The following is a 12,197-nucleotide window of genomic DNA, read 5'->3' as shown; positions in this document are numbered from 1 at the left end:
ACTATGTCCTGTCTCTTGAACATCAGGCGGGCACTGACCCGGCCGCAGGAGGACCGCAGATGACGGTCGAGATCCTGAAATCCGCAGCGGACGGCGCTCTGCTCGCGCGCATCCTCAAATCCCTGGAAGAAGACAAAGCCGAAGATGTGGTGGTGATCGATTTGCACGGCAAATCGGAAATGGCCGATCACATGGTGGTCTGTTCGGGTCGTTCCACCCGACAGGTCGCCGCGATCTCGGAAAAGCTGACCGACAAGATCAAGTCGGAATTTGGCATCTATTCCAAGGTCGAAGGCAAATCGCAGGGCGATTGGGTGCTGATCGACGCGGGCGATGTGATTGTCCATGTGTTCCGTCCCGAAGTGCGCGAATTTTACCAGGTCGAAAAGATGTGGATGGAACCGGGCGCAGCCCAACCTGCTGCACCCGGCCCGGTGGATGTGTCCGACCAAAAGGGCTGATCCGAAGGAGAGGCCCAAATGCGCGTGCAAATCTGTGCCGTGGGGCGCCTGCGTGGCGGCCCCGAGCGCGATCTGATCGACGACTACCTGACACGGTTTGACCGCTCCGGGCGGCCCTTGGGGCTTGGCCCGGCCAAACTCGTTGAGGTTGAAGACAAGAAAGGCGGCGGCATGAGGCCCGAAGCCGCCCTTCTTGAAAAATCCATCCCCAAGGGCGCGCTGATCTGCACGCTGGATGAACGCGGCAAGCTGATGTCCTCGCCCGATTTCGCGACCCTTCTGGGCCGCTGGCGTGACGATGGCCGTCAGGACGTGGCCTTTGTGATCGGCGGCGCGGATGGCATCGACCCCAGCTTACGCGCCCAGGCCGATGCGTCCGTGTCCTTTGGCAAAATGGTCTGGCCGCATATGCTCGCCCGCGTGATGCTCTCCGAACAGCTCTACCGCGCCGCCTCCATCCTGGCGGGCAGCCCCTATCACCGGGTCTGATCTTTCTAACCGATCCTTATTTTCTAATCACAAATATCCTGGGGTGAATTGGCGCAGCCAAGAGGGGCAACGCCCCTTCCCCGTTGCCATACCCCCCTCTAGCGCCTAGAACATCCCCGAGCAGTCACCACCACCACGAGGAACATTCCGATGAGCGCCCCGAAACCCGTAGTTCTGTGCATTCTCGACGGTTGGGGGCTTCGCGAAGAAACCGCACATAACGCGCCCGCGCTGGCCAATACGCCAAATTTCGACCGGCTGATGAACACCTGCCCGAACAATACGCTGATCACCCACGGCCCCGATGTGGGCCTGCCCACCGGGCAGATGGGCAATTCCGAAGTCGGCCACACCAATATCGGCGCAGGCCGTGTGGTGGCGATGGATCTGGGGCAGATCGACCTCGCCATCGAGGACGGATCGTTTTTTGACAATGACGCGTTGCAGGAGTTTGCTTCCAAGGTGAAAGCCGCGGGCGGTGTTGCGCATATCGCCGGGTTGGTCAGCCCGGGGGGGGTGCATGCGCACCAAGACCACCTTGTTGCCGCAGCCAAGGCACTGACCGATCAGGGCCTGTCGGTGGCGATCCACGCCATCACCGATGGGCGCGACGTGGCGCCGCAATCCGCCCGCGCACAGCTCGCGGCCTTCGGCGCCGACCTGCCCGATGGTGCAAAGATCGTCACCCTGTCGGGCCGCTATTTCGCGATGGACCGCGACAATCGGTGGGAGCGCGTCTCGCTGGCCTATAAGGCCATGGTGCAAGGGCAGGGCACCATGTTCAGCAGCGCCGATGCCGCGATCAGCTATGCCTATAACAACGAAACCACCGACGAATTTATCCGCCCGGTGGTGATTGATGACTATGCCGGGATGCGGGATGGCGACGGGCTCTTCTTCATCAACTTCCGCGCCGACCGCGCCCGTGAAATCCTGCGCGCCATTGGCGAACCCGATTTTGCCGAGTTCGATACCGGCCCGCGCCCGAAACTTTCCGCGCTTCTGGGGATGGTCGAATATTCCGACGCCCATAACGCCTATATGACCACCTGTTTCCCGAAGCGCGACATCGTGAACACGCTGGCCGAATGGGTCGCCAAACAGGGCAAAACCCAGTTTCACACGGCCGAAACCGAGAAATACCCCCATGTCACCTTCTTTCTGAACGGTGGCAAAGAGGATCCGGTGGAGGGCGAGACCCGCTATATGGCCGCCAGTCCGAAAGTGGCCACCTATGACCTGCAACCGGAAATGTCCGCGCCCGATGTGACCGATCATTTTGTCGAGGCGATTGAGGACGGTTATGACCTGATCGTCACCAACTACGCCAACCCCGATATGGTCGGCCACACCGGCGATCTGGACGCCGCCATCGCGGCCTGCGAAGCGGTGGATCAGGGGCTGGGCCGGGTGATCGCGGCGCTGGAAAAGGTCGGTGGCGCGATGATCGTCACCGCGGATCACGGCAATTGCGAGACCATGTGGGATGACGCCACCAATGGCCCGCACACGGCCCACACCACCAACCCGGTGCCGGTGGTGCTGTTTGGCGGGCCTGAGGGTGCGTCGCTCGGCCATGGTCGGTTGGCCGATCTGGCCCCCACGCTTCTGGAACTGATGCATCTGCCCAAGCCCGAAGAAATGACCGGAGAGAGCCTGCTGAAGTGATCATCGCGCGCCGCCTTCTGACTGCCCTTCTCCTTTGCCTGCCCGCCGGGCAGGTGGTGGCACAGGCTGGTCCGGCGGCGGATGCCCGCGCTGCGATGATTGCGCTCGACGTGGCGGGGGCCGCTCTGGAAGATGCCACCTCGGCGCGCGACCGCGTGGCGGCGCTGACCCAGACCGTGAAAGCCTATGAAACCGGGCTGTCCGCGCTTCGTGAAGGCTTGCGCCGCGCGTCGCTGCGCGAGGCCACGATCCAGACCGCCTTTGACGCCGAAAGTGACCGGCTGGCACAGCTTCTGGGGGTGTTGCAGACCATTGAAAAAGCCCCGGAACCTTCTTTGCTCATCCACCCGGACGGCCCGATCGGCACGGCGCGATCCGGCATGATCCTGTCCGATGTGGCCCCGGCCCTGCAAAACCAGGCCGACACATTGCGGCAGGGGTTGGAAGAGCTCGCCACCATTCGCGCCCTGCAGGAAGGCGCGCTGGACACATTGCAAAACGGTTTGGCGGGGGCGCAAACCGCGCGTGCAAAACTCAGCCAGGCGATTGCCGCGCGCACCGAATTGCCGCGCCGATTTGTGCAGGACAAGGCGGCGATGCAGGCGCTTATCGAAAGCTCGGATACCTTGGCCAGTTTTGCCAGCGGGTTGTTGTCAGACCCAGTCAGCCCGCAAAGCGCCGGTACGCTTGATGATTTTGCGTCGGCCAAGGGGCGGCTTGACCTGCCGGTTCTGGGCCGCCTCCTGCGCGGGTTCAATGACAGCGATGCGGCCGGGGTAAAACGCCCCGGTTGGGTGATTGCCACCCGCCCGCTGGCGTTGGTGACCACGCCCTGGCCTGCCACGATCCGCTACCTTGGCCCCCTTCTGGATTATGGCAATGTCGCCATTTTGGAACCCGGTGACGGATACCTGATGGTGCTTGCGGGGCTGGGTCAGCTTTATGGCGAAGTGGGTGAGGTGCTGGCGCAAGGCGCCCCCATCGGGCTGATGGGGGGGGCGGCCCCGGAAATACGGTCTGAAGTGGCGGAAAACGGCACAGATCAAGCCTTTTTGATCGAACTTGTGCAAGGTGCTGGCACTGAAGCCTCGGAAACGCTTTATATAGAGTTAAGAGAAAACCAAACACCCGTGGACCCGGCTGACTGGTTCACGGCAGGTAAGGAATAGAGACGGATGAAGAAATTCGTGATGGCCGCACTTGGCGGCACCCTGGCGGGCGCCATTTTGACCACACAGGTCGCCGCCCCCCTTCTGGCCCAGGACACGGGCCGGGGCAGCACGGTCTATGAACAGCTGGATCTGTTTGGGGACGTGTTCGAACGCATCCGGGCGCAATATGTGGAAGAGGTTGAGGCGAAGGATCTGATCGAGGCGGCCATTGATGGCATGCTCTCTTCGCTTGATCCGCATTCCAGCTATCTGTCGGCGGATGACGCCGCGCAGATGCGGGTGCAAACGCGCGGGTCCTTTGGGGGGCTTGGGATCGAAGTCACCCATGAAGAAGGCTATGTGCGCGTCGTCTCACCGATGGATGGCACACCTGCTGATAAGGCCGGCATCGAAACCGGAGATTTCATCACCCATGTGGATGGCGAAAGCCTGCTGGGCCTGACGCTTGATGAAGCGGTGGAGCTGATGCGCGGCCCGGTGGGATCGGAAATCATTGTGACCGTGGTGCGCGAAGGGGTGGATGAACCCTTTGATGTCTCGATCATCCGCGACACAATCAAACTGACCGCGGCCACCGCCCGCACCGTGGGGGATACCGTTGTTTTGCGGGTCACCACGTTTAACGATCAAACCACGCCGAACCTGGTGGAAGGGCTGAAGCGCGAGGTCGAGGCACTGGGCGGCATGGGCAACGTGTCGGGCTTTGTGCTCGATCTGCGCAACAACCCCGGCGGCCTGCTGACCCAGGCGATTTCCGTGTCGGACACGTTCCTGGAAAGCGGCGAGATCGTCTCGACCCGCGGCCGCAACCCGGGGGAAAGCGACCGGGTGAATGCCGCACCGGGGGATCTGGCGGAAGGCAAGCCGATTGTGGTGTTGATCAATGGCGGCTCTGCCTCGGCCTCTGAAATTGTGGCCGGTGCCCTGCAAGATCACCATCGGGCGATTATTGTTGGCACCAAAAGCTTTGGCAAAGGTTCGGTTCAGACTGTGATGCCGTTGCCGTCCAATGGCGCCATGCGCCTGACCACCGCGCGCTATTACACGCCGTCGGGCCGGTCGATCCAGGCGCTGGGCGTCAGCCCCGACATCGTGGTCGAACAGCCGCCGCGCCAGCCCGAGGCCGAGACCGAGGAGGAGGGTCGCAGCCCGCGCACCGAGGCCGACCTGCGGGGCAGCCTGAACAATGACAGCCTGTCGGAAGACGAACGTCGCCAGATTGAAGAAGAGCGCGACGCCGCTGAAGAGGCCGCAAAGCTGCGTGATGACGATTTCCAACTGTCCTACGCCGTGGATCTGATCAAGGGTCTGTCGACCATCGCGCTGGCGCAATGATCTGATCTGTAAGCAGGAAACAGCAGAGGGCCGCCCCACATGGGCGGCCTTTTTGCGTTTGATTTCAATTCGGTGTAAGAGGACGAAAGAAGAGGTCGAGGAGTGTGACAATGACCCCGGAAGAGATCGCCAATCTGCCCTATCGCAACTGCGTCGGCATTATGCTGGCCCACCCCGATGGGCGTGTTTTTGTGGGCCAACGGCTCGATGCGCCGAAGCTTGGCACCAAAACCGCGTGGCAGATGCCGCAAGGGGGTGTGGACGACGGCGAAGACCCGCGTGATGCCGCCCTGCGCGAGCTGTGGGAAGAAACCGGCGTGACCGCCGATCTGGTGGATATCGAGGCCGAGCTGCCCGACTGGCTGCCCTACGATCTGCCCCACGATCTCGTGCCGAAGATCTGGAAAGGGCGCTATCGCGGCCAGAAACAGCGCTGGTTCCTGATGCGGTTCAAGGGCACGGATGCGGATGTGAATATCGACACGGATCACCCGGAATTTTCCCAATGGGCGTGGATGGATGCGCGTGACGTGGCTAAGAATATCGTGCCCTTCAAACGCGAGATTTATGCCAAGGTGATCGACGGTTTCCTGCCCTATCTCTGACAACGGAGCCCCCGATGCGCAGCCTATTGACCCTGTGTTTTACCCTGCTCGCCGCCCCCGCGCTGGCGCTGTCCTGCATGCCCTATAACGCGGTGCAGGCCTACCACGACGCGCAAAACGCTTCGGACGCTTACCTGATTGTGCTGGGCACATTGACGTTTGACGATGCGCAGCTGCCCGTTGTCGATTGGAACAAGCAGGAAGAGGTGACGCCGGACAACCTGTTTCCCGCCCATCTGGCCGGGCACAGCCTGGCGCGTCGTGGCTTCGTGATGCCGTTTTGCGAAGAGATCACCGCCAATGTGCAATGCGCGGGCCCGTGGTGTTCCAGCCTGACCAATGGCGAGGTCTATCTGGCGTTCCTCAAGCAAACCGATGACGGGTATCTGTTGGAGACCAACCCCTGTGGCGGGTTTGCCTTTGCTGACCCCGACCCTGATATCCTGTCGCGGGTCAAAGCCTGTGTGCGCGGGTCGGGATGTGATCCGGAATTGCCGGAACGGTAAGACCGGCAGGGGCGCCTTCGCTTACGCTCTGGCGCGCTATCGGTGGCTCACTGCGTGAGCCTGTAGCGTTTTACAACGCTTTTGCCTCCGGCGGGGATATTTGGGGACCAAAGATGGCAGGGTGTCGTTTTCCCTTCGCATCGCCGGGAATCCCGTTATAAGGCGCGCAACAGAGACTTCAGGAGCTGCCCCATGTCTGACACTTCCTTTGATCGTTCCATCAAGATTGCCCCGTCGATCCTGTCTGCTGATTTCGCCAATTTTGGCCAGGAAATCCGAGCCATCGAGGCGCAGGGCGCGGATTGGGTGCATGTGGATGTGATGGACGGGCATTTTGTGCCGAACCTTACCTTCGGACCGCCAGCGGTGAAGGCGTTCCGCCCGCATGTGAAAACCTTCATGGATGTGCATCTGATGATTGCGCCCGTGGACCCGTATATCGAAGCCTACGCCGAGGCGGGCGCTGACATGATTGTCGCCCATTACGAGGCCGGCCCCCACCCGCACCGCACCCTGCAGGCGATCAAGGCCACGGGCGCGAAGGCAGGGATCAGCCTGAACCCCGGCACCCCGGCCTCGGTGATCGAACACCTGCTGCCGCTATGTGACATGGTGCTGGTGATGAGCGTGAACCCCGGCTTTGGCGGTCAGAAATTCATCCCCTCGTCGGTCGACAAGGTCCGTCAGGTGCGCGAGATGATTGGCGATCGTGAGATCCACATCCAGGTGGACGGGGGCGTGGATCCGACCACCGTGGGGCCGCTGGTGGCCGCAGGCGCCGACTGTTTCGTCGCCGGGTCAGCCGTCTTTAAAGGCGGTTCGGTCGACAAGCCCGAGGTCTATGGCGACAACATCCGCGCCATCCGCGCCGCCGCCGAGGCCGCGCTGGGCTGACCACCGCTACAGGCAGGGTAAATTGATGAAGGGGGCTCGAACCGGGCCCTCTTTTTTCTTGCCTAAAGCGTTTCGACTTATCGTTGAGACACAATAATGAGGCGAAACGCTTTAAAACACCTCCGCCGGAGGCAAAAGTGTTTCGAGAACTCACTGTGTCACGTGTTCGACCCAACGGTCGAGCGCGAGACGTGATCCATGATTTTATTGGTTTCGAAACACTATAGGCTCACGAAGTGAGCCACCCCCAACCGGCGGCACCCCGAAGGGGTAACAAAGGGCGGGAGCAGCCAGACCATCTCTGCTGACATAAAACTCTGGATTGATACATGCGAATGCGTCTATGTATTTATTTAACAGGAGAAGGAACACACCCGAATGACTCGCATCATCCCTGCGCTCGCCGTATTTGTCGCCCTTGTCACGCCCGCCTTGGCCGACGAAGATATCAAGGACCAGTACCCCGGATCGGTGCTGTATGAAAAACCGGTTGAGGTGATTCCGGATGTCTGGACCGCCATCGGCGCCACCGCGCCGCCGGGTTATGAAAACGCGGGCCATAACAACAACCTCAGTTTCATTGTCACCGGTGACGGGGTGATTGTGGTCAACGCGGGGGCCAACGCGAAACTGGCCGAAGCTTTGCACAATGAAATCAAGGCGATCACCGATCAGCCGGTGAAGCTGGTGATCAATGAAAACGGCCAGGGTCACGCGATGCTGGGCAACAATTACTGGACCGAACAGGGGGTCGAGGTGCTGGCCCATGTGGACGCTGCCGAGGTGTTTGAGCATGACAGCGGCACCCTGTTGCAGCAGATGCAGAACTACGCGAAGGAAAACGCCGAAGGCACCGACCCCACCGGTCCGACCCGCACGTTCGAGGACAAAGAGGTGATCAACATGGGGCGGTTCACCATCGAGGTGATGAACCTCGGCCCCGCCCACAGCCCCGGCGACACGCAGGTCTGGATCCCCGCCGAAGGCCTGATGATCGCGGGCGACATGGCGTTTCACAACCGCATCCCGCCGATTTTCGAAGACACCTGCACCAGTTGCTGGATCGAAACCTGGGAAACCGCGTTTGCGCCGCTGAATGCCACCTATGTGATCCCGGGTCACGGATACCCGACCAATATGGCGCAGGTCGAAGATCACACGATCGGCTATCTGAAACATCTGCGCGGCAAGGTGGGCGAGCATCTGGACAATGGCGGCACGCTGGAAGATGCCTATTACGTCGACCAATCCGCTTATGCCCATCACGACACGTTCGACGAACTGGCCACGAAAAACGCGGGTCAGGTCTTTTCCGAGATGGAGTTCGAATAACCCCGGGCTCGACGCTCAGTGCGGGGCAGGCTGGCCCCGCAACCGATCCAGCATTTCGCCACAGGGAAAGCCATCCGCCGGCAGGCCTACATCTTTCTGCCAGGACCGAAGCGCCCGATGCGTGTTCGGCCCGGCAATCCCGTCCGCCCCCTGCGTGTCATGGCCAAGCGCGGTCAATCGCTCTTGCAACTCGCGCATATCGGCGCGTGACAGCACCCGCTGGTCCGCGGGCCAGGGCTTGGTGAACTTCATGTTCCCGTCGATCCGGTGCGCCAGACACCCCACCGACAGCGCATAAGACACCGAGTTGTTATAGGCGAGGAACACATCAAAATTCTGATAGGCCAGATAGGCCGGGCCTTGCGCCCCTGCCGCCAGCAGGATCGCGGCCGGGCCGTAATCCACCGGGGCCAGACCCCGCGGCGACCGCACCCCCATATCGGACCAGTCTTCCACGGGGCGCACCTGATCGCGCCCGGTTAAAGACAGGTCAAACCCTTTGGGCAATTCCATCTCGACGCCGCAGGGCTGCCCGGATCGCCAGCCATGTTCGCGCAGGTAATTGGCAATCGACGCCAGCGCATCGGTTGGATCATCCGACCAGATATTGCGCTTGCCATCCCCGTCAAAATCCACCGCGTATTTCAGATAGCTCGACGGCATGAACTGCCCATGCCCCATAGCCCCGGCCCAGGATCCCAGCATCTTTTCGGGTTTGATATCGCGCGATTGAATGATCTTCAGCGCGGCCATCAACTCGCTTTCGAAAAACGCGGCGCGGTCCCCGGCAAAGGCCAGGGTCGCAAGCGCCGAGAGCACCGGAAAGCTGCCCCGGTTGGCCCCAAACCCGGTCTCCAGCCCCCAGATCGCCAGCACCGCATCTGCGGACACTTTGAAATGCTCTTCGATCTGGCCCATCAACATTCGATGTTTGCGCAGCGCGCTGCGGCCCTTGCGCACCCGTTCATCCGACACGGTGATTTCCAGATAATCATGCACCGACCACAGAACCTCTTTCTGGTTCATCTGGCGGTCCAGCACCTCGGGCAGGAAATCTGCAGTTTCCAAAAACACCCGCTGCGTCCGCGCCCGAATCCCATGACCCTGCGCGCGCAGACAAAGCGTCTCTTTCCATCCGTCAAAACTGTTTTCCGTGGTCTCGGCCACTGTTTCTGTCCCTGGTATTTTCTGATCACACGGGCATGTCTGTTCACATGCTAATCAAATACAGCCTAAACAACCACACGGGGCTGTCAAAATGTCGCGGCTCACTTTCGCGTGAGTTTCTTTTTCAATTTTCGCTGTTTGTGCTTGCCACGATCGGCTTTGCGCTTGACCACGCGTCCCTTGCGGCCCCGTCCACCCCTGGGCAAGGGCGCCCCGTTCAGCGTGAGCAGATCCAGCATCACCCCGCCCGTGGTGGGCACCGCTTCGGCCAGACGCACGGTGACCCGACCGCCAATGCCAATCACCACGCCGGAATGCTCGCCGGTCAGGGTCTGTTCGTCGCGGTCATAACGGAAATATTCGGTGCCAATGTTGGCCACCGGGATCAACCCATCCGCCCCGGTGTCATCCAGCCGCACAAAGGCGCCAAAGCGCTGCACGCCGGAAATCCGCCCGGTAAACTCATTGCCCAGCCGCTCCGACAGATAGGCGGCGAGGTAACGATCATTGGTGTCGCGTTCGGCCACCATCGACCGGCGTTCGGTCTCGGAAATATGCTCAGCCGTGCTTTCCAGACGCTCCATATCTTCGGGGCTCAGCCCATCCTTGCCCCAGCCATGCCCGGAAATCAGCGCGCGGTGCACGATCAGGTCGGAATAGCGGCGGATCGGGCTGGTGAAATGGGCGTAAGACTGCAGCGCGAGGCCAAAATGCCCGTAGTTTTCCGGGTGATAATAGGCCTGCGTCATCGACCGCAGGGTCGACATATTCACCAACTCGTCAAATTCGGTCTCTTCGGCCTGGGCCAGCAGATTGTTCAGATGCCGCGTCTTCAAGACCTGCCCCTTGGCCAGCGTGAACCCCGACGCTTGCGCCACCTCGCGCAACGCCTCAAGCTTTTGCGGGCTGGGTTCTTCATGCACCCGAAAGAGGAGCGGGCGTTTCAGCCGTGTCAGCTCTTCGGCCGCCGCCACATTCGCAAGGATCATGAACTCTTCGATCAGCTTGTGGGCATCAAACCGGTCGGCAAAGCGCACGCTTTCCACCTTGCCCTCGTCGCTCAGGATGATCTTGCGCTCCGGCAGATCCAGATCCAGCGGTTGCCGGTCATGACGCGCCAGTTTGGCGGCCTCGTAAGCGGCATAAAGCGGCGTGATCACCTCGTCCATCAGGGGCGCGCATTTCTCGTTCGGGGCACCATCCTGCGCGGCCTGCACCTCGGCATAGTTCAACGAGGCATGGCTTTTCATCAGCCCACGAATGAAACTGTGGCTGATCTTGTGCCCCTGCGCGTCCAGCACCATGCGCACGGCGATACAGGCGCGCGGCACCCCTTCGTGCAGCGAACACAGGTCACCCGACAGACGATCCGGCAGCATCGGCACCACGCGGTCCGGGAAATAGGTGGAATTGCCGCGTTTGCGCGCTTCCTGGTCCAGCGCAGACCCGGGTGTGACGTAATGGGCCACATCGGCAATCGCGACCCAGACCACGTGCCCGCCGGGGTTTTTCGGGTTCTCATCGGCGTGGGCGTAAACCGCGTCATCATGGTCGCGCGCATCCGCCGGGTCGATGGTGATCAGCGGCAGGTGACGCAGGTCTTCGCGGCCTTTCAGGCCCGCCGGTTTCATTTTGTCCGCCTCGGCAATCACCGCGTCCGGGAAACGGTCGGGGATGCCGTGCTGGTGAATGGCAATCAGGCTGACCGCCTTGGGGGCCGACGGGTCGCCCAGCCGGGCGATGATCCGCGCCTTGGGCAGACCCATGCGCGCCTTCGGCCCAACCTGCTGCGCCTCAACCAGCTCGCCATCGCGCGCCCCTTCATCCGCACCCGGCGCGACCATCCATTCACGGTCCGCGCCCTTGTCAATCGGCACGATCCGCCCGCCTTCGGCGCCCGCCCGGTAAAGCCCCAAAATGGTGCGCGGGTTGGTGCCGATCTTGCGAATGAGCCGCCCTTCATAGGCGTGATCCTCATCCTGCATCTCGGTCAGACGCGCCAGGATGCGTTCCCCTTTGCCCAGTGCAGGTTCCGACGCTTTGGTGACCATCAGCACGCGCGGCATCTCGCCCTCGCCATGCCACTCCAGCGGCGTCGCAAACAGGTCGCCATCCACATCCGCCTCGCCCACCAAGAGCACCGAAACCGGCGGCAGCTTGTCTTTCTCGCGATAGGTCTTCTTGCGCTTTTGCAGATGCCCTTCGGCTTCCAGCTCCTTCAGGATCCGCTTCAGATCAATCCGCGCCGCCCCCTTGATCCCGAACGCTTTCGATATGTCGCGCTTCGAGGTGAGGGTGGGATTTTCGGTGATCCATTGCAGGATCTCGGCTTTGGTGGGCATTTGTTTCATGCAAACGGCCCTAGCACAGCGGCGCGCAATGAGAAAGCACCCGCGTGATCGCAAGCGACCAGATGCTCTCCCGCGCCCTAACGACCGGACGGTCGACAGGCTTGGGCGTGGCCTCGCTGCGCTCGGTCCGTTTTCCAGCAGGGGCTTTGCCCCCACCCCCGCCCTATGGGCGTGGTCTCCCCCAGGATATTTATGGCAAGAAAATAAGCAGAATGGA

11 protein-coding genes are annotated in these 12,197 nt (G+C 61.4%); 9 read left to right on the top strand and 2 right to left on the bottom strand.

Going from position 1 to position 12,197, the window contains the following annotated elements:
* Positions 1–59 precede the first annotated feature (59 nt).
* From rsfS to ACP15V_RS05390, 9 genes are all read left to right on the top strand, one after another.
* Positions 60–461 (top strand): ribosome silencing factor, encoded by a 402-nt coding sequence (gene rsfS / locus ACP15V_RS05430; protein ID WP_424942641.1) that lies wholly within the window; start codon positions 60–62, stop codon positions 459–461.
* 18 nt (positions 462–479) lie between these two features.
* On the top strand, positions 480–950 hold the full coding sequence (gene rlmH, locus ACP15V_RS05425; protein ID WP_424942640.1) for a 23S rRNA (pseudouridine(1915)-N(3))-methyltransferase RlmH: 471 nt from the start codon (positions 480–482) through the stop codon (positions 948–950).
* Positions 951–1,100: 150 nt separating this feature from the next.
* The gene (gene gpmI, locus ACP15V_RS05420; protein ID WP_424942639.1) at positions 1,101–2,618 is read left to right on the top strand and encodes a 2,3-bisphosphoglycerate-independent phosphoglycerate mutase; all 1,518 of its coding nucleotides are present in this window, start codon (positions 1,101–1,103) and stop codon (positions 2,616–2,618) included.
* A 2-nt stretch (positions 2,619–2,620) separates the two neighbouring features.
* A complete protein-coding gene (locus tag ACP15V_RS05415) occupies positions 2,621–3,787 on the top strand; it encodes a murein hydrolase activator EnvC family protein (protein WP_424942730.1) in 1,167 nt (388 codons plus the stop codon).
* A 6-nt stretch (positions 3,788–3,793) separates the two neighbouring features.
* Positions 3,794–5,125, top strand: coding sequence for a S41 family peptidase (locus tag ACP15V_RS05410; RefSeq protein ID WP_424942638.1), 1,332 nt, complete (start codon positions 3,794–3,796; stop codon positions 5,123–5,125).
* A gap of 110 nt (positions 5,126–5,235) precedes the next feature.
* Entirely contained in the window at positions 5,236–5,730 is a 495-nt protein-coding gene (locus tag ACP15V_RS05405; RefSeq protein ID WP_424942637.1) for an RNA pyrophosphohydrolase, read from the top strand.
* A gap of 14 nt (positions 5,731–5,744) precedes the next feature.
* Positions 5,745–6,236 (top strand): hypothetical protein, encoded by a 492-nt coding sequence (locus tag ACP15V_RS05400; protein ID WP_424942636.1) that lies wholly within the window; start codon positions 5,745–5,747, stop codon positions 6,234–6,236.
* Between the two features lie 192 nt (positions 6,237–6,428).
* Positions 6,429–7,130: a ribulose-phosphate 3-epimerase gene (rpe, locus tag ACP15V_RS05395; RefSeq protein ID WP_424942635.1), complete on the top strand. Its 702-nt coding sequence runs from the start codon at positions 6,429–6,431 to the stop codon at positions 7,128–7,130.
* A gap of 378 nt (positions 7,131–7,508) precedes the next feature.
* A complete protein-coding gene (locus ACP15V_RS05390) occupies positions 7,509–8,462 on the top strand; it encodes an MBL fold metallo-hydrolase (protein ID WP_424942634.1) in 954 nt (317 codons plus the stop codon).
* Between the two features lie 15 nt (positions 8,463–8,477).
* On the opposite strand, the gene ACP15V_RS05385 is transcribed toward ACP15V_RS05390, so the two are convergent.
* A complete protein-coding gene (locus ACP15V_RS05385; RefSeq protein WP_424942633.1) occupies positions 8,478–9,629 on the bottom strand; it encodes a lytic murein transglycosylase in 1,152 nt (383 codons plus the stop codon).
* Positions 9,630–9,730: 101 nt separating this feature from the next.
* On the bottom strand, positions 9,731–11,980 hold the full coding sequence (rnr, locus tag ACP15V_RS05380) for a ribonuclease R (protein WP_424942632.1): 2,250 nt from the start codon (positions 11,978–11,980) through the stop codon (positions 9,731–9,733).
* Positions 11,981–12,197 lie beyond the last annotated feature (217 nt).

Source organism: Aliiroseovarius crassostreae, assembly GCF_049803815.1.
GTDB classification, from domain to species: Bacteria; Pseudomonadota; Alphaproteobacteria; order Rhodobacterales; family Rhodobacteraceae; genus Aliiroseovarius; species Aliiroseovarius crassostreae_A.
This window is presented reverse-complemented; position numbering and strand designations above follow the sequence as displayed.